Origin of the sequence: Roseobacter sp. HKCCA0882, from assembly GCF_037805225.1 — a bacterium.
In the GTDB taxonomy this organism is placed as follows: Bacteria; Pseudomonadota; Alphaproteobacteria; order Rhodobacterales; family Rhodobacteraceae; genus M30B80.
This window is the reverse complement of the sequence record NZ_JBBLYI010000002.1, coordinates 60,838-79,962: the sequence shown is the minus strand read 5'-3', so window position 1 is coordinate 79,962 and position 19,125 is coordinate 60,838. Positions and strand designations below refer to the sequence as shown.

Genomic DNA, 19,125 nt, shown 5'->3' with positions numbered 1-19,125 from the left:
TAGGCAGTGGGTCGAATGTGAAAAAAGGTGCCTCCATGCCCGATGATATCTTGAACAGCTTTATGACTGGCCCTGATGAAAGCGGCCGCTTTGGCCAATTCGGCGGGCGGTTTGTATCAGAAACCCTGATGCCGCTGATTTTGGAATTGGAAGCCCAATATGAACGCGCCAAAACAGATCAATCCTTCTGGGATGAAATGCATGATTTGTGGACGCATTATGTCGGCCGTCCGAGCCCCCTCTATTTCGCAGAACGCCTGACCGAGTATTTGGGCGGCGCGAAAATCTATCTCAAGCGAGATGAGCTAAACCATACGGGCGCGCACAAAATCAACAATGTGTTGGGTCAGATCATTTTGGCCCGCCGCATGGGTAAGACACGGATTATTGCGGAAACAGGTGCGGGCCAGCATGGCGTGGCCACGGCGACAGTCTGCGCAAAATTTGGCTTGAAATGCGTGGTCTATATGGGCGCGCATGATGTTGAACGCCAAGCGCCCAATGTGTTCCGCATGAAACTGCTTGGGGCCGAGGTTGTGCCTGTGACGTCAGGCCGTGGCACTTTGAAAGACGCGATGAACGATGCCTTGCGCGACTGGGTGACGAATGTGCGCGATACATTCTACTGCATCGGCACGGTCGCAGGCCCGCACCCATATCCCGCGATGGTGCGTGATTTCCAAGCGATCATTGGCAAAGAGGCCCGCGAACAGATGTTGGCCGCCGAAGGCCGTTTGCCAGATACGATCATTGCGGCCATTGGCGGCGGTTCAAATGCGATGGGGCTGTTTTACCCCTTCTTGGATGACAAGGAGGTGCAGATCATTGGCGTTGAGGCCGGTGGCAAAGGCGTCAATGACAAGATGGAGCATTGCGCAAGCTTGACAGGGGGGCGTCCGGGTGTGCTGCATGGCAACCGCACCTATTTGCTACAAGACGAAGATGGACAAATCCTTGAGGGTCATTCGATTTCGGCGGGGCTCGATTACCCTGGCATCGGGCCTGAGCATTCATGGCTGCACGATATCGGCCGTGCTGAATATGTCTCGATCACCGATAGCGAAGCTTTGGAGGCGTTTCAGCTGTGCTGCCACCAAGAGGGCATCATTCCCGCGCTAGAGCCAAGCCATGCTTTGGCCCATGTGATGAAAATCGCGCCGATCCTGCCAAAGGATCATTTGATCTGCATGAATATGTGTGGTCGCGGTGATAAGGATATCTTCACAGTGGCCCGTGCCTTGGGATGGGAGATGCAGGGCTAATCCCCGCATCTCTCCCCATTTATGCCCGCTCTGCGCCTAAACCATGGGTTCGGGTGTCACTCGATCTGATGCAATTCCAATACGGTCAGCGGAATGAGTTCGAGCGCACGCATATGGGTTGCGTGTAGGTTCACCTTTGGTGCAACGCCCTCTTCATGAGCCTGTAGGAACCGCGAGGCGCAAAGGCACCAGCGATCGCCCTCCTTTAAGCCAAGAAATCCATATTCGGGGCGGGGTGTGGTTAAGTCATTGCCCACATATTTTGAAAAGGCCAGAAATTCGCGGGTCATGACCGCGCAGACAGTATGCGCGCCGAAATCATCATCGCTGGTGTCGCAGCACCCGTTGCGAAAGAAGCCCGTCATTGGATCGCGGCCGCAGCTTTGCAGCGGCGCACCAAATACATTTACGCTTTCATCCATCGTCTATCCTCATACGCGCCAAAGGTGTTGCGAGAGAGGGATAGGAACACCCAAGGCGCTAAAAGTTTATCGAAACCGATCAACCAGCTTTTGTAACGGGCTTCGGCTGTCTTGCGGTGTCTCTACGGCCTCTGCGGGGGATGGGGCCGTGTCGCGTGATTTACGCCTCGGCGCTGTTTCGCGGACGGGTGTGGTGGTTTGTAAGGCCACAGCATTTTGGAACTGCGCGCCATTATCCTCGGCAAGGGCTTTGGCCCCATTCGAAATGCCCCGCAACATCATCTCTAGCCAAGACTGATCGGCCTTGGAAAAATCAGACAGAACATAGGCCGCGACCCAATCCTTGTGGCCTGGATGACCAATACCAAGCCGCACCCGGTGATACGCCTCACCAATATGGTCATGTAGTGACCGCAGACCATTATGCCCTGCATGCCCCCCGGACGACTTAAGCCGAAGTTTCGATGGGGCAAGGTCAAGCTCGTCATGAAAAACTGTGACATCTTGCGCAGTCAGTTTAAAAAACCGCATTGACTCGCCCACGGATTGCCCCGAGCGGTTCATATAGGTTTCTGGCTTGAGCAAGATCACCTTTTGGCCGCCCAGAACCCCTTCGCAGATTTGGCCTTGAAATTTGCTGCGCCACGGAGAGAATCCATGATCTGCAGCAATATGATCCAAGGCCATGAACCCGATATTGTGACGGTTCTGGCTATATTTCGCGCCGGGATTTCCAAGACCAACCCAAAGTTTCATAACTGCTGTGATACCCCGATTGCCCGTCCCGTGAAAGGGTGGTGTATGATAAAATAAAGGCGCGAAGAAATCTTCGCGCCTTTATCAATTCGTCAGAAGATCGGCCTGATTATTCGGCTGCTTCTTCTTCGCCTTCAGCAGCGGCTTCGTTATCTGCACTTACCAGACCCGATGGGGCGGTGATATTTGCGATCACGAAATCGCGGTCGATTGTTGGCTTAACGCCTTCTGGCAGGGTGACGTCAGAGATGTGGATCACATCGCCAATGCCGCGGCCTGTCAGGTCAACAGTGATACCTTCAGGGATGTCACCTGCAATCACCGAAAGCTCAACCTCGGCGCGCACGACTGTCAAAACGCCACCGCGTTTGATGCCAGGTGCGGCTTCGTGGTTGATGAAGTTGACAGGGATGAACAGCTTCACACGCGAAGTGCGGCGCAAGCGCATCAAATCAACATGGGTCGGCAGATCTTTTACCACATCGCGCTGCACGCCACGGCAAATGACGCGCACATCTTCTTGACCTTCAACCTTGAGGTTGAACAGAGTCGAGAGGAAGCGGCCTTCTTTCAGGCGCTTGAGCAATTGGTTAAAGGGGATTTGAATCGCAAGAGGGTCAGCCCCACCGCCATACACAATACCGGGCACTTTGCCTTCACGGCGAGCTTGACGAGCGGCCCCCTTGCCTGTCCCCGTCCGTGCCTCGGCGATAAGATCAGGAATCTCACCAGCCATAGCTATATCTCCATATGTTATGGGCCGCCTCCAAGGGTGTCGGGCCCGTGAAGCCGCGCTCTTACAAGCATTTTCCACCTTTGACCAGAGCTAAATCTGCCATTTTTCTCATATATCGCTTGAGCCATTCCAATCGGCGGGGTAGCGATTTCAGCATGCATGCGCTCGCCAAAATTAGACAGGATCTTTCGCTGACCATCAGGCCCGTCTTTGGCTTTATGGTTTTGGGCATCTTTTGGGGCTCTTATGCGGCGCTTGCCCCGCAGATAAAGGCCCAGATCGGGGCAGGTGATGGGCTTTTTGGCACGCTTTTGCTGATGTCCGCTTTGGGGCTTGTTACGGCAATGTGGTTGGCGCCTCGGGTGGATCGGCATTTGGGCAAATGGGGGCTGCCCCTTGGCGCGGGTCTATTGGCCTTGTCGTTTGCGGTTTTGGGTGCGGCAAGCCGACCCTTGGAGTTTGGCATTGGGATGATTTTAGCGGGGGCGGCTTCGGGGTTGACGGATGTTATTATCAATGCCCGCGTCTCAGAGGCAGAGGCCGCTTATAAGCGTCCGCTTATGTCACTTAATCATTCGATGTTTTCTTTCGCCTATGCGCTTGCTGCATTGAGCGCAGGCGCGGCGCGGGAATTTGATGCCTCAGCCTTACAGGTTTTTTTGGGGTTAGGGGTCATCGTTGCTTTGGCACTGCCCATTTTGCGCAGCCCATCTTTTTTGGTCGGTGCTTCGCAGGATGGCGCAACGGAGCAGGGCGTTGATTTGGCCAGCTTCTGGTCGGGTTTGGTGATCTGGCCTGGATTGGTGGTAATGTTTGGCTTCATGTCAGAGGCCGCGATGGAAAGTTGGTCTGCCTTGCACATTGAACGCTCGCTCGGCGGGCGGGCTGTCGAAGGGGCGATTGGCCCCTTCATGTTGGGCTTAACGATGGGGATTGGCCGTCTTGCAGGGCATTTTCTCACGCAAGCGCATGATACGCTGCGCATGGTTTCGCGCGCGGCGTTGGTTTCGGCGGCGGGGGCGGTGATCGCCGCTTTCGCAGTGACGCCCGAGATGGCCTATACAGGATTTGCGATCCAAGGATTGGGCGTCTCGATTATCGCGCCATTGGCGCTAGGTTTGGCGGGGCAACTCGCAGGGTCTGGGGAAAGAACGCGAACCATCGCCTGCGTGTCGGTCATTGGGTTTGCGGGGTTTTTGCTCGCCCCCGCAACAATGGGATGGATGGCAGAATTGGCCAGTCTGCGGGTGGCTTTTGGCATGATCGCGGTGATTTTGCTCATCATCCCGCTGATCTGCGCGCGTGCGCTGCGCCCCCTCTCACCTGCGCGTGGCGGGCAAGAGGGGCGCATCAGCGGGGTTTAGCCCCACTCGCCACTAAAGTTTTTCGGAACGAGCAGGTTGTGACGTCCAAGGGCCTTCACATCACGCTCGCCGCACAGCGCCATCGTGCTGTCCAGTTCCTTATGGATCACTTCCAAAGCGCGGGTAACGCCTGCTTCCCCCATGGCGCCAAGCCCGTTGACGAAGGCGCGCCCGATATAGGTGCCTTTTGCCCCCATGGCCAAAGCCTTTAGCACATCCTGACCAGAGCGAATGCCACTGTCGAGATGCACTTCGATCTTGTCGCCCACCGCGTCCAAAATCGGCTCTAACATACGGATTGAGGACAAGGCCCCATCCAATTGCCGCCCGCCATGGTTGGACACAACAATAGCATCCGCGCCGACCTTTGCGGCCATTTTTGCATCTTCGGCATCCAAAATGCCTTTGATGATCACAGGGCCGTCCCACATTTTGCGGAATTGTTTAATGCGTTCCCAATCAAGGCTTTGATCAAAGGCTTGCGCCGTCCATGAACTCAGCGAGGAGGGGTCATCAATCCCATCGACATGACCCACAATATTACCAAAGAAGCGCCGCTTTGTGCCAAGCATCTCAAGGCCCCATTGCACCTTGGTCATCATATCAGCCACGGATTTCACAGTGAATTTGGGCGGTGCTGACAGCCCGTTTTTGAGGTCTTTGTGGCGTTGACCCAAAAGCTGCAAATCCACTGTAATCACGATGGCCGAGCATTTAGCGTCTTTCGCGCGCTGAAACAGACGCGTCATGAAATCATCGTCTTTGAGCGTGTAGACCTGAAACCAGAAGGGTTTGCTGGTATGTTCCGCCACATCTTCGATGGAGCAGATCGACATAGTCGAGAGGGTGAAGGGCACACCGAATTTTTCTGCGGCCCGCGCCGCTTTGATCTCGCCATCAGCGCGCTGCATACCCGTCAGCCCAACAGGGGCCAAGGCCACGGGCATAGCCACATCATGGCCAATCATGGTCGAGGCTGTGCTGCGGTTTGACATATCGACCGCCACCCGTTGGCGGAGGCGGATCAGGTCAAAATCGGATGAGTTTTCGCGGAAGGTCTGCTCTGTCCAGCTGCCCGATTCTGCGTAATCGTAGAACATCTTTGGCGTGCGCTTTTGATGCAAGCGGCGCAGGTCTTCGATTTCGGTGATGACGGGCATGGTGGCACTCCTCCGCAAGGCTGGTAAGGAAGTCTTACCAATTCTTGCGAAGGCCCGCAATCATTTGGCGCGATGCGCCCCATCGGCCAAGGATTTCACAAAGGCGGTGATCTCTGGCACGGTTTTTCCCTGCTCAATCAGGCTGACAATCGCGGACCCCACGACCGCCCCATCGGCAACGCCAGCAATCGCTTCGGCGGCCTCAGGCGTTTTGATGCCAAAGCCCACAATCACGGGCAGATTGGTCTGGGATTTGATCCGTGCCACTTCTGGCCCAACATCACCCGCCTGCGCATTGGCGGCCCCTGTGATGCCCGTGATCGAAACATAGTAAATGAAGCCCGATGTATTTTCCAACAGCTTGGGCAGGCGTTTGTCATCACTGGTCGGTGTCGCCAGACGGATGAAATTCAACCCTGCGTTTTGCGCGGGAATGCACAGCTCGCTGTCTTCTTCGGGAGGCAAATCAACGATGATCAAGCCGTCAATGCCCGCCTCCTTGGCTTGCTCCAAAAAGCGATCCACACCGCGGCTGTAAATCGGGTTGTAATATCCCATCATCACAATCGGTGTGTCATTATCGGTTTTGCGTAACTCACGCGCTATTTGCAGCGTTTTGTCTAGGGTCTGCCCCCCTTCAAGCGCGCGCTGCCCCGCAAGTTGGATGGTCGAGCCATCCGCCATTGGATCGGTAAAGGGCAGGCCCAATTCGATGATATCCACACCCGCCGCAGGCAGGGATTTGATCAACTCAAGCGAGGTGTCGTAATCAGGATCGCCCGCCATGACATAGGCGACAAAGGCCTTCTTGCCCTCTTGGGCCAGCCGCGCAAAAGTGGTGTCGATCCGTGTCATAGATGCCTCCCGCGAAATCGTTCGGTTGGGGTTTGCGGCAAATAGCGGCGGAAATCAATGGGGCCTGACGGCTTCGGGCCATTGCCCCGCCGCGCACTTGGCCCTAGAAGGCAGCCAACGCGCATCACGGAGGTCGCTTGCAATGGGTTTCAAAATGGGAATCGTGGGTCTGCCCAATGTTGGGAAATCCACGCTGTTCAACGCCTTGACCAAAACCGCAGCCGCACAGGCTGCGAATTTCCCCTTTTGCACCATCGAGCCGAATGTGGGCGATGTGGCCGTGCCTGACCCACGCCTTGAGAAATTGGCCGCGATAGCAGGCTCAAAACAGATCATTCCAACCCGCATGACCTTTGTCGATATTGCGGGCCTCGTGCGCGGGGCCTCTAAGGGCGAGGGGTTGGGCAACCAATTCCTAGCCAATATTCGCGAGACCGATGCCATCGCCCAAGTGTTGCGCTGCTTCATTGATGATGATGTGACCCATGTGGAAGGCCGCGTTGACCCCGTGGCCGATGCTGAGACCATCGAAACCGAACTGATGCTCGCTGATCTCGAAAGCATCGAGAAACGCCTGCAAAACCTGACCCGCAAAGTGCGCGGTGGCGACAAAGAGGCGGTGCAGCAAGAGCGCCTTTTGAAAGAGGCGCAGGCGATGCTAGAGCAGGGCAAACCCGCCCGCATGGTCGAGGTGGCAGAGGATGACGCGAAAGCGTGGAAGATGTTGCAACTTCTGACCACCAAGCCCGTGCTATATGTTTGCAATGTGGACGAGGCCTCTGCCGCCACGGGCAATGACCTCTCCGCGCGGGTTGAGGAGATGGCCAAGGCGCAAGGGGCGGCTTCGGTCGTCATCTCAGCCGCGATTGAGGAAGAAATCAGCCAATTGCCCGCCGAGGATGCCGCCGTGTTCTTGGGCGAAATGGGTCTAGAGGAGGCAGGTCTCGACCGCCTTATTCGCGCGGGCTATGACCTTCTGGCATTGGAAACCTATTTCACCGTTGGCCCGAAAGAGGCCCGCGCATGGACGATCCGCCACGGCACCGCTGCGCCACAAGCCGCAGGCGTGATCCATGGCGATTTCGAGCGCGGCTTCATCCGCGCCGAAACCATCGCCTATGAGGATTACGTCACCTTGGGCGGCGAGGTCGCAGCCAAAGACGTAGGAAAAATGCGGGTCGAGGGGAAAAACTACATCGTCAAAGATGGTGATGTGCTGCATTTCCTCTTCAACGCCTAATCCCGCCGCGCCACAAATTCCCCCCTTGCCCCTGCGCGCCCATGTCGTTAGACGGGTCAGCGGAGACGTGGCCGAGTGGTCGAAGGCGCTCCCCTGCTAAGGGAGTAGACGGGAAACCGTCTCGTGGGTTCGAATCCCATCGTCTCCGCCATTTCAAATCTAATTTTCAAGAAAGTTGAACTTTCGCGTTTCCGAAATAATACTCCCATCAGATCATGGGAGTAGTTATGCAAAAGTTTGTCATTTCTTGTGCAATAGTACTGACCGCGGCATCGCAAGCAGTAGATGCGCAACAAACAGAAACTACAGGTTTCGAACAGCATCCAATTTTCACAGCGCAATTCATATTGAACCAGCTTGGATATGACGCTGGTCGTGTTGATGGTGACTACGGCCCTAGAACAGCTGCCGCAATTTCTGAATTTTATCGGGAAACAAGTCTCGATGATGACGACCCCACCGTGGTCGATACCTCGGACTTGCTTGCTCTCATCAGTGTTGCGGAAGAAGCAGGTCTAAGAACAGCGCCTTTCGCTGGCTTTGAACACGAGAATTCAAATTCTGAATTTCTCTATCCGCCTCTTAGCCCGGCGATCACTAGAGAACGATATTGGTTTGGGCATTTTTGGTCGAACCACGACTTCAACAACGATGGGCTACTCGATTTCATCTACACGGGAACCATGAACCCAGAAAACGTCGAGGTGACTGGCGAAAATACAGCTGGATTGTGCGGAGGAAGTGATTGCGAAGGCGACATGCCTGGACCTACGTTATTTCTACAAAATGAAAGCGGAGCATTTATTGATCGTAGTGATCTGTTTGTAGATCTGCGCAGTGTTCCTGGTCAGTCTTTGGCACGACAAAACTTAGTTGCTGACTTTAACGGTGACGATATTCCTGACCTGTTCGTTGCAGATCATGCAATTGGTCATCACGATGGCATTAGAGACAGTTATTTTTTGAGCCAGCCCAATGGAACTTGGCTGGAAAGCTCCAACACACATCTGAGCGATCCAAACTATCAGATTTTTGATCACGGTGGTGCAGTTGGAGACATAGATGCAGATGGAGACGTAGACATTGTCCTCACCGAACTTGCAAACAAGCTGACTTGTTGGATCAACGATGGCTCTGGATTCATGTCTAGGCGGACATGTGGCGATGTTAATGCGTTCGCTATCGAGCTAGGCGATATGGATGGAGATGGTGACCTCGATTTGGTTCATGCTGGCCATGAATATGGAGGCTCTTCTCCCACAGGCATTGCCCTGAACGATGGTCGCGGCAATTTCATTCGTTCTGTTCGGTTGCCCACAATTGAGAGTTGGGGAACGGTCCCTGAAGTGGGCCTATGGGATCTAGACACGGATGGTGATCTCGACATCGTCTTGTCACGTGCGGGTATCTTATACGTTGGCACCGGTGTGCAAGTAATCGAGAACCTCGGCGACGGCTCCTATGGCTCCTCCTTCTATCCAATTGTTACTGCACCAGATGGTTATGTTGCAGAACATGAAGGCAATGAATGGAACAATTTCATTGAAAACTTCCGCTTTCATGATGTCGATGCGGATGGCCTTGTCGACGTGGCATTCATTGGCGGTGGGGGCGATGATCAACAAAACGCTCACATGGTCAGAGGGGCGTATCTCAAAAATGTTGGTGGATTGGCGTTTTCACATATTCCGGCAAGTGATCCCGCCAACCATGTGCTTCGTGTTCCTGAGAGCCTATTTAATGGAGCGGGCAGCCGAGGCAGAATTCTGAGTAATGCTGGTATTCCTTTCGGCAATATCTACGCCGCGGCATTTAATGACTTTGTTGGTGACCATTCTGATCAGTCATTCTCCATGGATGATTTTTTCGCTTTAGCGTCACCAATCCAGTTGCCAACGTCTGGCGCTGTCATAACGGCAATGGGTAATTTAGAGATTCATGATCGTGTTCTAGCTGGCAAATACGATGTTGTTATCGAGTGGGCTGGTCGAGAATTCGTCGCGACATTCTGCCAAGAATATTACCCTCAATTTGACTTTCTTGCGAACCGGCTGGTGTTGGGAGCGGATCAGGGTTTTGGTGGTTTTGACGAATTAGCGCAGTTCGCAACCAACTCTTGTGCATTCTATCAAGGACGTGTCGCTGTTGGTGCTTGGGAAGCGGACCCTGCCATTTCTGTGACCGGCTTGGATGCCGTTTTAAACGATCTAAACCGTCAAGAAGTTGGGCTAGAGCTGATAGTCAAAATGCCAATGCTAACCGACGAACAACGCAATGAAGTTCTCACTACCGTGGGTGGCCAAGTTGTAGATATGCTTGGAAATGAACAAAGCATCGAGGTGGCGGAAGGCAACGGTTCGTCCGGCTCAGGTGAAACATCAAGCTCTGTTTTCTACACCAACTCTGCTGAGGCAGTTTGTAGTAACGGTGAACAAGCAGCATTTCATGTTTATCGCACTGGGTCGGATCAATGGTTCGTATACTTACAGGGTGGTGGCCTAGCATCAAACGCTGAAGAGTATTTGTCTCGCGTCCCAACTTGGACGACACCCCGCACTCAACAGGGCTATCTTCAAGACATGCCCGCCGTCGAAGATTTTCTCAACAAAGGCTACAATGTGGCAGTAATCCCCTATTGTTCGAATGACCTATACCAAGGTTCTCACACGCACACTATCCGTGGTGAAACGGTGTATTTCCGGGGACGAGCAATAGTAGAGGATGTCATCAACCAATTGGCTCCTGACCTGTCAGCTGCATCTCGTTTAGTGTTTGGTGGCTCGAGTGCCGGAGCTATTGGATTGGGTTACAATGCTGACTTGATTGCTCAATTTGAAAACCCATACCTGCTGGTAGACAGTTTTTGGCTCGATACTGAATCCAGAGCTGTCCGAGATAGTTGGAGTGGACCTAATTGGGATGCAATCGAACAGTTTGTATATGCCAACATGCCACAACACTGTGGGTCACAATGGGCCAGTTGTTTTCCACAGAGAACACATTTCGACCGATATGGATTCGAGAACGTCTTCTTCATCTGGAATATGGGTGATCCCTACATGAGAGGCGATACCAACGCCAATCGAGCGAGCATAGAAAGTGATCTCGCTTACTACGGGCAAGGCCTATCCATAAAGAACGGCGAAGAGTTACATCCTGACTATGCCGACTGGGTTCATGGAATGCTTTTCAATGATTTCTACGATTTCCCGTTGGATGGCGGCTCTCTGCAAGAGCGGATATGGGCGTGGTTGAATTAAATGGAAAGGAGGCCATCTCTGGCCCCTCTTTCGCATCGCTTTTTTCTCACGCATGATCACATCATTTGCGACAAAAAATAGATTGGGGCCGCGATTGCAAAAGTCGCACAGGCCGCTTTGGACAGGCACACGGCGCAGGCCAACGGGCCTTTGCCGCTGGTCATTTCACCAAACCATCCCAAAAACGCACCGACTGCATAGCCTGCTGCTTCGCGTTTCAGCTGTTGTTGTTTGATTGATACCTGTGACTGGGCATAACGCGCTTTTAGATCAATTTGGCCTTTTTGCGCCATGTCACGGGTCATTGATTGGTCATTCATCCTCGCCTCCTAAATCATGTCAGTTCCGCTGACTTAGTGCCGTGGCGCGAAAGGCAAGGCGTAAGGTTAAGCTGCGGGCCGTATCGGAGATTTTCTCAAGTCTTGATTTTTTCCGCGCGATAAGAAAACGTAAAGCTTGGTAAAAAATTGAAAGTGAGACAAATGGAAGATCGGCCCGTGCGCAATATGGAGGAGTTTGCCGCCTTTTGCGGGGTGTCGCGTCCGACTGTGTCAAAATATTTTCACGACCCCGAAAGCGTCCGCCCCGCCACCCGAGCCAAAATTGAGCAGGCGTTAGAGGAAAGCCATTATCGCCCCAATATCTTTGCGGTGAACCAGAACCGCAAACTGACGAAGAACATCGGCATTGTTTTGCCCTATCTGGCAGACCCGTTTTTTGCCGAAATCGCAAGGCGGATTGAGACATTAGTAATTGCGCAGGGGTTTCGCCCAATTTTGCTTAGCTCGCATGGCGATCCGCAGCTTGAGGTTGGCAATTTGGACGCACTACGCGCGATTAAGCCTGCGGCTGTTTTATTGGCCCCGCTTGGGCGCGCCTCTGATCGGGCGGCGTTGGAAGGCTTTTGCGCTGATGTGCCCACAGTAAATTTTGATGCCAATATTGAGGGGATCGGCGAGGCCTTTGTGGGTCACAACAACGAACAAGCAACCGATAAGATGGTTGAATATCTGACCCGCACAGGCGAGCCGCCCGTATTTTTTGAGATGCGCACGCCGCCCAACCCAAATGCGAATAAACGCCGCTTGGCCTATATCGGCGCGATGGAGCGATTGGGGTTCGCACCACAGGTCGTGCAGGCCCATGGGGAAGGTTGGGCGCTCGAGGAGATCGGCTATAACGAAGGGCGGCGGGTGATTATGGAGCGCGCCTTTTCAAGCAATACGATTTTCTGTAGCAATGACCGCTTGGCCATTGGCTTTTTGGCGGCGGCTTATGAATTGGGTTTGCGCGTGGGGCGCGAGGCGGATTGCGCGCTGCGGGTGGCGGGGCATGACAACCACCCCGTGGCGCGGTTTACCTGCCCGACCTTGACCACGATCTCGCATGATTATGCGCGCATTGCCACGAAAAGCGTTGAGACAATGATGGCTTTGATCGAGTCGGGCGAACGCGGCGATACCCGACAAGTGACGCTGTTTGATGGCGAGTTGATTATGCGCGCTTCGGCATAATCTAAGGTTATCAAGGGCTAAGATAAAAATTTACACGCGTAAATTTTTTTATTGACGGGAAACAAGTCTTGTCAGTAACGTCTGGTCACTGAATAGAATCCTTGGGAGGAGTAGGATGACTATGAAACGCTCGTTGCTTGCAGCGACAGCTTTGTCTGTGCTGACTGCTGGCGCTGTGATGGCGCAGACCATCACAATCGCAACCGTAAACAATGGCGATATGATCCGTATGCAGGGCTATACGGATACATTCACAGAACAAACTGGTATCAATGTTGAGTGGGTGACCCTTGAGGAAAACGTGCTGCGTCAGCGCGTGACCACTGACATCACCACAAATGGTGGCCAGTTCGACATCATGACCATCGGCATGTATGAGGCGCCGATCTGGGGTTCTAATGACTGGCTTGTGCCTTTGGACGACCTCAGCGCCGAATACGATGTGGCTGACCTTCTGCCTGCAATGGCAGGCGGTTTGAGCCATGATGGCACGCTATACGCGGCACCTTTCTACGGCGAAAGCTCAATGGTGATGTATCGCACAGACCTGATGGAAGCAGCGGGTCTGGAAATGCCAGAAGCGCCAACTTGGGCCTTCATCCGCGAAGCGGCGGCAGCGATGACAGATCGCGCAAATGAAATCAACGGCATCTGTCTGCGTGGTAAGGCAGGCTGGGGTGAAGGCGGCGCTTTCATCACTGCAATGTCCAACTCGTTTGGCGCACGTTGGTTTGACATGGACTGGAACGCACAGTTCGACACACAGCCATGGCGTGACACGTTGGAATTCTTTGTTGGCATGATGAATGAATCGGGCCCTGCGGGCTATGCCACCAACGGCTTCAACGAGAACCTGTCGCTGTTCCAGCAGGGCAAGTGCGGTATGTGGATTGACGCGACTGTTGCGGCATCCTTCGTCACCAACCCCAATGACTCGACTGTTGCAGATCACGTAGGTTTTGCCCTGGCACCTGATAATGGCCTTGGCAAGCGTTCCAACTGGCTCTGGGCTTGGGCCTTGGCTATCCCTGCGGGCACACAGCAAGCAGATGCAGCCAAGCAGTTCATCGAATGGGCGACTTCCAAAGAATATATCGAATTGGTTGCCGCCAATGAAGGTTGGGCAAACGTGCCTCCTGGCGCGCGCACCTCGCTCTATGAGAACCCCAACTACACAGACGTTCCATTTGCAGACATGACACTTCGTTCGATCTTGTCCGCAGACCCGAACGACTCGACCGTTGAGCCAAGCCCCTATGTCGGCATTCAGTTCGCAGCGATCCCAGAATTTGCGGGCATCGCATCTGAAGTGAGCCAAGAATTCTCGGCAGTTTATGCAGGCCAGCAGTCCATTGATGAGGCTTTGGAAAAAGCACAAGCCATCACCAATGAAGCAATGGAAGCAGCGGGCTATCGCTAAGCGGTAACCCACCTCCCCAAGAACGTGGGAGGCGTCTCAAGGTCGCCTCCCACATTTTCCGACATCGCCCCAATATTTGATAATATATATTGACCAGACCCGATGTCTGTCCCGTGAAGGATTTGCCGATGGCCACCCAACATTCACGATCCGCTGCGCGTGTGATGATGGCCCCTGCCGTGATCTTGCTGCTTGGTTGGATGCTTGTTCCGTTGACCATGACCTTGTGGTTTTCGTTTCGGCAATATCTGCCGCTGCGCGGTGGCGACCAAGGCTTTATCGGGTTTGAGAATTACATCCGCTTTATCAGCTCAAGTTCGTTTTGGCCTGCGGTTCAAACCACCCTTGTGATCGTGCTGGGGGTTTTGGCCATCACTGTTATCCTTGGGATCTTCCTCGCCATGCTGTTGGATCAGCCCATTTGGGGGCAGGGTGTCGTGCGGATCATGGTCATCGCGCCCTTTTTCGTTATGCCCACTGTATCGGCTTTGGTGTGGAAGAATATTTTTATGGATCCCGTCAATGGCCTGTTCGCGCATTTGTGGCGCGCTTTTGGGGCCGAACCTGTTGTGTGGTTGTCGGATGTGCCGATTACATCGCTGATCATGATTGTCTCGTGGCAATGGCTGCCTTTTGCTACGCTGATTTTGCTAACCGCGATCCAATCTTTGGATGGTGAGCAACTAGAGGCCGCCGAAATGGATGGCGCAGGCCCTGTTGCAAGGTTTTTCAATCTGGTGCTGCCGCATTTGGCGCGGGCGATCACGATTGTGATCTTGATCCAGACGATTTTCTTACTGTCTATTTTTGCCGAAATTTTTGTGACCACTGGCGGGGCCTTTGGCACGCGGACGCTGACCTACCTGATCTTCCAACGCGTGTTGGAAAGCCAGAATGTGGGTCTGGGGTCTGCGGGCGGGGTCTACGCCATCATCCTTGCCAATATTGTTGCCGTCTTTTTGATGCGCATCGTTGGCAAGAATTTGGACGCGTGAGGAGGAAACGCTATGGCCCGCGCAGTCACCCCAAACCGTAAGCTCATCAATACTTTGGTTGCATGGACGATTGGCTTTTTGATCTTCTTCCCGATCTTATGGACGATCCTGACAAGCTTCAAAACCGAGGCGCAAGCGATCAATGACCCGCCTTTATTCTTGTTCTTTGACTGGACGCTAGAGAATTATGGCGTTGTGCAGGAGCGGTCGGACTACACCCGCTATCTGTGGAATTCGATCATAATCGCGTTTGGTTCAACCGCGCTTGGCCTGTTGGTGGCGATCCCCGCCGCTTGGGCTATGGCCTTTGTGCCTTCCAAACGCACCAAGGATATTTTGCTTTGGATGTTGTCCACCAAAATGTTGCCTGCGGTTGGGGTGCTTTATCCCATTTACCTGCTCTTCATTGAGCTTGGCCTTCTCGACAGCCGCTTTGGTTTGGTTGTGGTGATGATGCTCATCAACCTGCCGATCATTGTCTGGATGCTCTATACCTATTTCAAGGAAATCCCGAGCGAGATCCTAGAGGCCGCGCGGATGGATGGCGCGAGCTTGCGCGAGGAAATCCTGTATGTGCTGACACCAATGGCCATTCCAGGAATTGCCTCAACCATTTTGCTCAATGTCATTTTGGCGTGGAACGAGGCGTTTTGGACATTGAACCTCACAGCGGCCAATGCGGCCCCGCTGACGGCCTTCATCGCCAGTTATTCTAGTCCAGAAGGGCTGTTTTACGCGAAGCTATCGGCAGCTTCGACCATGGCGATTGCGCCCATTCTTGTGATGGGGTGGTTCAGCCAGAAACAACTTGTGCGCGGCCTGACCTTTGGCGCGGTTAAATAAGCGGAGCGGAAATGGGACAGATCACATTAAACAAAGTGTCCAAGAAATTCGGGGATGTCGAAGTTATTCCGCCGCTGGATTTGGACATTAATGATGGCGAGTTTGTCGTCTTTGTCGGCCCATCAGGCTGCGGGAAATCCACGCTTTTGCGTTTGATCGCAGGGCTTGAGGATGTCAGCGATGGCGCGGTGATGATTAACGGGGTGAATGCAACTGACATTGCCCCAGCCAAGCGCGGTCTGGCGATGGTGTTCCAGTCTTACGCGCTTTATCCGCATATGTCGGTGCGCAAGAATATCGCGTTTCCGCTGCGTATGGCGGGGCTGAGCAAATCGGAACAAGACGCCCGTGTTGCGCAAGCGGCAGAGGTTTTGAATCTAACGGATTATCTCGACCGTAGGCCAGGGCAATTATCGGGTGGTCAGCGTCAGCGCGTGGCCATTGGCCGTGCCATCGTGCGCGAGCCTGCCGCATTCTTGTTTGACGAGCCTTTGTCAAACCTAGATGCGGCGCTGCGGGTTGGGATGCGCCTTGAGATCAGCGAATTGCACAAGCGCCTGAAGACCACGATGATCTATGTGACCCATGATCAGGTCGAAGCGATGACCATGGCCGATAAGATCGTGGTCTTGCGTGCAGGCGTTATCGAACAGGTGGGAAGCCCTTTGGAGCTGTATCAGCGCCCTTGCAACACCTTTGTCGCAGGCTTTATCGGATCACCCAAGATGAACCTGTTAGGCGGTGATCTGGCTACACCTTATGGCGCCCATACGATTGGCATCCGCCCCGAGCATTTGGAAATTTCCACAAGCAAAGGCACATGGTCAGGGCAGGTTGGTGTGTCTGAACATTTGGGGTCTGACACGTTTTTGCACGTTCAAATCGAGGGCCATGCCGAACCAATCACCGTGCGGATCTCGGGTGAGATGGACGTAGATTACGGCGCGACTGTGCATTTGACGCCAAACCCCGATCACATCCACCGCTTTAATGCAAAGGGGCTCCGCCAGTCATGACACGGCTTGTTGGGAAAAAGGCGCTGATCACGGGGGCTGCGCGCGGCATCGGATACGCGTTTGCGCAGCGCTACATTGCAGAAGGCGCAGAGGTTGCAATTGGCGACATTAACATCACCCGCGCCCGAGAGGCGGCAGCGGCGCTTGGCCCCAAGGCGTGCGCGGTTGAAATGGATGTGACAGACCAAGCCAGTATCGAGGCTGCCGTGGATGAGGTTGAAGCCAACCTTGGTGGGATTGATATCTTGATCAACAATGCGGCGCTTTTCACCGCTGCCCCCATTGTCGAAATCACGCGCGCCGATTTTGACAAGGTCTTTGCGATCAACGTGGCGGGCGTTCTGTTTACCATGCAGGCTGTCGCCAAGAAAATGATTGCCCGCGGGCAGGGGGGCAAGATTATCAATATGGCCAGCCAAGCAGGGCGGCGCGGTGAGGCCTTGGTGGGGGTCTACTGTGCCTCTAAGGCGGCTGTGATCAGTCTGACCCAATCCGCAGGGCTGAACCTCATTTCCCATGGGATCAATGTGAATGCGATCGCGCCTGGCGTGGTAGATGGCGAGCATTGGGACGGGGTGGATGCGTTTTTTGCAAAATATGAGGGCAAGCCGCTTGGCCAGAAAAAGCGCGAAGTCGGCGAAGCCGTGCCTTTCGGGCGCATGGGGCAAGCTGAAGATTTAACAGGCATGGCCGTGTTTCTGGCAAGCGCGGATGCCGATTACATCGTGGCCCAGACATATAATGTCGATGGCGGGAATTGGATGAGCTGATGCGAGACGTGCCCATGATTGCTCTTAGCCAAGATAACCTTTCAAGCCTGCCTTCAAAGATTGCGCGGCCCAGTTATGATCGAAGCGCGCTTTCGGCAGGAATTGTTCATATTGGCCTTGGGAATTTCCACCGTGCGCACCAATCGTGGTATTTGCATCGCCTGATGGAGCAGGGTCTGGCGCATGATTGGGCGATTATCGGTGCAGGCGTGCGCCCTTACGATGACGTGCAGCGTCAAAAAATGCTGGCACAGGATTGTCTGACGACATTGATAAAGCTTGATCCCGAAGGTGTCTCTGCCGAAGTGGTCGGGTCGATGATTGATTACATCCCTGTGGTTGAGGGTAATGGCCCGCTGATCGCGCGCATGGCTGAGGCGGATATTCGGATTGTCGCCCTAACTGTGACCGAAGGTGGCTATTATATCGACCCTGTTACGCTCGGGCTTGATGAGGCCCATCCTGATATTGTGCATGATGTGGCCCATCCTGACCAGCCGCGCACGGCCTTTGGCGCGATTGTTGCGGCCTTGCGGCTGCGCCGTGCCAAGGGGCAGGGGCCAATCACGTTGCAATCTTGCGATAACCTACAGGGCAATGGCGCGGTTCTGCGTCAGACGATTGTGTCGCTTGCGCGTCTTATGGATGCTGATTTGGCCGATTGGATCAACACCGCCTGCAGCTTTCCCAATTCGATGGTGGATTGCATCGTCCCTGCGACAGGGCCGAATGAATTGGCCTTGGTCGAGGAGTTTGGACTGCATGATCAAGTGCCCGTCACCCACGAGGCCTTTCGCCAATGGGTGATCGAAGATGATTTTTGTGCGGGCCGCCCCGATTGGGATTTGGCCGGTGCGACCTTCTCGGATCACGTTCACGCGTTCGAGGCAATGAAAATTCGCATTCTAAACGGCGGACATCAGGTGTTGGCCAATGCAGGTGAGGTTCTGTCACTTGCCACAATCTCTGCTGCGATGGGGGATGCGGATGTTGCGCCCTTTTTTGCAAAAGTAGTGCGCGAGGAAATCGCGCCCCATGTGCAGCCCGTGCCAGATATGACCCCCGCCGATTATGTGACGCTGATTGAGCGGCGCTTTGGCAATGAGATGATTGTCGACACAACGCGCCGCGTGGCGTTTGATGGCTCGTCCCGTCATCCAGGTTTTGTGCTGCCTTCGTTGCGCGATGGTTTGGAAAAGGGCAGCTCAATTTCAGGGCTCGCTTTGGTCGAGGCCGCATGGGCGCGCATGTGTGCCGCCACCCGCGAAGATGGAACAGTGATTGAAGCGAATGACCCTAATTGGTCTGATTTGCATCAGACGGCGCTTGTCGCAAAATCTGATCCAATGGCATGGCTTTCTATGTTGCGGATCTATGGTGATCTGGCCGATGATCCGCGCTTTGCGACAGCATTTTGTGATTGGTTGACTTTGATTTGGTCGCAAGGGTTGCGCGCTGCTTTGCGCGCCTATGTGGCGGCGGATTAAGCCCTTGGCATTTGTAGGGTCTTTG

17 protein-coding genes and 1 tRNA gene are annotated in these 19,125 nt (G+C 54.1%); 12 read left to right on the top strand and 6 right to left on the bottom strand.

The annotated features are described in order from the left end of the window. Positions 1-35 precede the first annotated feature (35 nt). Positions 36-1,262 carry a tryptophan synthase subunit beta gene (gene trpB / locus AAC622_RS08635; protein WP_340261653.1) on the top strand — a complete coding sequence of 409 codons (1,227 nt, stop codon included), beginning with the start codon at positions 36-38 and terminating at the stop codon, positions 1,260-1,262. Between the two features lie 56 nt (positions 1,263-1,318). Here the strand turns inward: trpB and AAC622_RS08630 are convergent, their stop codons facing one another. From AAC622_RS08630 to AAC622_RS08620, 3 genes are all read right to left on the bottom strand, one after another. Next, positions 1,319-1,684, bottom strand: coding sequence for a DUF2237 family protein (locus AAC622_RS08630; protein WP_340261651.1), 366 nt, complete (start codon positions 1,682-1,684; stop codon positions 1,319-1,321). Between the two features lie 66 nt (positions 1,685-1,750). Beyond that, positions 1,751-2,440 (bottom strand): aminoacyl-tRNA hydrolase, encoded by a 690-nt coding sequence (pth, locus tag AAC622_RS08625; RefSeq protein WP_340261650.1) that lies wholly within the window; start codon positions 2,438-2,440, stop codon positions 1,751-1,753. Between the two features lie 109 nt (positions 2,441-2,549). Continuing rightward, positions 2,550-3,176 (bottom strand): 50S ribosomal protein L25/general stress protein Ctc, encoded by a 627-nt coding sequence (locus tag AAC622_RS08620; RefSeq protein WP_340243467.1) that lies wholly within the window; start codon positions 3,174-3,176, stop codon positions 2,550-2,552. A gap of 155 nt (positions 3,177-3,331) precedes the next feature. On the opposite strand from AAC622_RS08620, the gene AAC622_RS08615 reads away from it, so the two are divergent. Further along, on the top strand, positions 3,332-4,540 hold the full coding sequence (locus AAC622_RS08615) for an MFS transporter (RefSeq protein ID WP_340261648.1): 1,209 nt from the start codon (positions 3,332-3,334) through the stop codon (positions 4,538-4,540). Here AAC622_RS08615 and AAC622_RS08610 read toward each other — a convergent pair. Together AAC622_RS08610 and trpA are read right to left on the bottom strand one after the other, a co-directional pair. Continuing rightward, positions 4,537-5,700: an alpha-hydroxy acid oxidase gene (locus AAC622_RS08610; protein WP_340261646.1), complete on the bottom strand. Its 1,164-nt coding sequence runs from the start codon at positions 5,698-5,700 to the stop codon at positions 4,537-4,539. The two genes, AAC622_RS08615 and AAC622_RS08610, sit on opposite strands and share 4 nt — an antisense overlap. A gap of 60 nt (positions 5,701-5,760) precedes the next feature. Next, the gene (gene trpA / locus AAC622_RS08605; protein ID WP_340261644.1) at positions 5,761-6,555 is read right to left on the bottom strand and encodes a tryptophan synthase subunit alpha; all 795 of its coding nucleotides are present in this window, start codon (positions 6,553-6,555) and stop codon (positions 5,761-5,763) included. A 142-nt stretch (positions 6,556-6,697) separates the two neighbouring features. Here trpA and ychF point away from each other — a divergent pair, with 142 nt between their 5' ends. From ychF to AAC622_RS08590, 3 genes are all read left to right on the top strand, one after another. Beyond that, positions 6,698-7,795 carry a redox-regulated ATPase YchF gene (gene ychF, locus AAC622_RS08600; RefSeq protein WP_340261642.1) on the top strand — a complete coding sequence of 366 codons (1,098 nt, stop codon included), beginning with the start codon at positions 6,698-6,700 and terminating at the stop codon, positions 7,793-7,795. Positions 7,796-7,856: 61 nt separating this feature from the next. Continuing rightward, positions 7,857-7,946 (top strand) — tRNA-Ser (locus AAC622_RS08595). Positions 7,947-8,022: 76 nt separating this feature from the next. After that, complete coding sequence (locus tag AAC622_RS08590) at positions 8,023-11,055, top strand: pectin acetylesterase-family hydrolase (protein WP_340261640.1); 3,033 nt, start codon at positions 8,023-8,025, stop codon at positions 11,053-11,055. Between the two features lie 56 nt (positions 11,056-11,111). On the opposite strand, the gene AAC622_RS08585 is transcribed toward AAC622_RS08590, so the two are convergent. Further along, positions 11,112-11,375 carry a hypothetical protein gene (locus tag AAC622_RS08585; RefSeq protein ID WP_340252499.1) on the bottom strand — a complete coding sequence of 88 codons (264 nt, stop codon included), beginning with the start codon at positions 11,373-11,375 and terminating at the stop codon, positions 11,112-11,114. Positions 11,376-11,537: 162 nt separating this feature from the next. Between AAC622_RS08585 and AAC622_RS08580 the strand changes: the two genes are divergently transcribed. The 7 genes from AAC622_RS08580 (at position 11,538) to AAC622_RS08550 (ending at position 19,100) form a co-directional block, all read left to right on the top strand. After that, positions 11,538-12,569 carry a LacI family DNA-binding transcriptional regulator gene (locus tag AAC622_RS08580; protein ID WP_340261639.1) on the top strand — a complete coding sequence of 344 codons (1,032 nt, stop codon included), beginning with the start codon at positions 11,538-11,540 and terminating at the stop codon, positions 12,567-12,569. Between the two features lie 115 nt (positions 12,570-12,684). After that, positions 12,685-13,989 carry an ABC transporter substrate-binding protein gene (locus tag AAC622_RS08575; RefSeq protein ID WP_340261638.1) on the top strand — a complete coding sequence of 435 codons (1,305 nt, stop codon included), beginning with the start codon at positions 12,685-12,687 and terminating at the stop codon, positions 13,987-13,989. A gap of 128 nt (positions 13,990-14,117) precedes the next feature. Further along, a complete protein-coding gene (locus AAC622_RS08570; RefSeq protein ID WP_317656336.1) occupies positions 14,118-14,984 on the top strand; it encodes a carbohydrate ABC transporter permease in 867 nt (288 codons plus the stop codon). A 12-nt stretch (positions 14,985-14,996) separates the two neighbouring features. Continuing rightward, on the top strand, positions 14,997-15,827 hold the full coding sequence (locus AAC622_RS08565; RefSeq protein ID WP_340261637.1) for a carbohydrate ABC transporter permease: 831 nt from the start codon (positions 14,997-14,999) through the stop codon (positions 15,825-15,827). An 11-nt stretch (positions 15,828-15,838) separates the two neighbouring features. After that, entirely contained in the window at positions 15,839-16,843 is a 1,005-nt protein-coding gene (locus tag AAC622_RS08560; protein ID WP_340261635.1) for an ABC transporter ATP-binding protein, read from the top strand. Continuing rightward, complete coding sequence (locus AAC622_RS08555) at positions 16,840-17,613, top strand: L-iditol 2-dehydrogenase (RefSeq protein WP_340261633.1); 774 nt, start codon at positions 16,840-16,842, stop codon at positions 17,611-17,613. The genes AAC622_RS08560 and AAC622_RS08555 overlap by 4 nt, the downstream gene beginning before the upstream one ends. After that, the gene (locus AAC622_RS08550) at positions 17,613-19,100 is read left to right on the top strand and encodes a mannitol dehydrogenase family protein (RefSeq protein ID WP_340261631.1); all 1,488 of its coding nucleotides are present in this window, start codon (positions 17,613-17,615) and stop codon (positions 19,098-19,100) included. The genes AAC622_RS08555 and AAC622_RS08550 overlap by 1 nt, the downstream gene beginning before the upstream one ends. Positions 19,101-19,125 lie beyond the last annotated feature (25 nt).

Coding starts and splice junctions, on each gene's coding strand:
- pth (WP_340261650.1), bottom strand. CDS start 2,440: ATGAAACTTTGGGTTGGTCTTGGAAATCCCGGCGCGAAATATAGCCAG.
- AAC622_RS08560 (WP_340261635.1), top strand. CDS start 15,839: ATGGGACAGATCACATTAAACAAAGTGTCCAAGAAATTCGGGGATGTC.
- AAC622_RS08620 (WP_340243467.1), bottom strand. CDS start 3,176: ATGGCTGGTGAGATTCCTGATCTTATCGCCGAGGCACGGACGGGGACA.
- AAC622_RS08550 (WP_340261631.1), top strand. CDS start 17,613: ATGCGAGACGTGCCCATGATTGCTCTTAGCCAAGATAACCTTTCAAGC.
- AAC622_RS08610 (WP_340261646.1), bottom strand. CDS start 5,700: ATGCCCGTCATCACCGAAATCGAAGACCTGCGCCGCTTGCATCAAAAG.
- AAC622_RS08585 (WP_340252499.1), bottom strand. CDS start 11,375: ATGAATGACCAATCAATGACCCGTGACATGGCGCAAAAAGGCCAAATT.
- AAC622_RS08555 (WP_340261633.1), top strand. CDS start 16,840: ATGACACGGCTTGTTGGGAAAAAGGCGCTGATCACGGGGGCTGCGCGC.
- AAC622_RS08565 (WP_340261637.1), top strand. CDS start 14,997: ATGGCCCGCGCAGTCACCCCAAACCGTAAGCTCATCAATACTTTGGTT.
- AAC622_RS08580 (WP_340261639.1), top strand. CDS start 11,538: ATGGAAGATCGGCCCGTGCGCAATATGGAGGAGTTTGCCGCCTTTTGC.
- trpB (WP_340261653.1), top strand. CDS start 36: ATGCCCGATGATATCTTGAACAGCTTTATGACTGGCCCTGATGAAAGC.
- AAC622_RS08615 (WP_340261648.1), top strand. CDS start 3,332: ATGCATGCGCTCGCCAAAATTAGACAGGATCTTTCGCTGACCATCAGG.
- AAC622_RS08590 (WP_340261640.1), top strand. CDS start 8,023: ATGCAAAAGTTTGTCATTTCTTGTGCAATAGTACTGACCGCGGCATCG.
- trpA (WP_340261644.1), bottom strand. CDS start 6,555: ATGACACGGATCGACACCACTTTTGCGCGGCTGGCCCAAGAGGGCAAG.
- AAC622_RS08570 (WP_317656336.1), top strand. CDS start 14,118: ATGGCCACCCAACATTCACGATCCGCTGCGCGTGTGATGATGGCCCCT.
- AAC622_RS08630 (WP_340261651.1), bottom strand. CDS start 1,684: ATGGATGAAAGCGTAAATGTATTTGGTGCGCCGCTGCAAAGCTGCGGC.
- ychF (WP_340261642.1), top strand. CDS start 6,698: ATGGGTTTCAAAATGGGAATCGTGGGTCTGCCCAATGTTGGGAAATCC.
- AAC622_RS08575 (WP_340261638.1), top strand. CDS start 12,685: ATGACTATGAAACGCTCGTTGCTTGCAGCGACAGCTTTGTCTGTGCTG.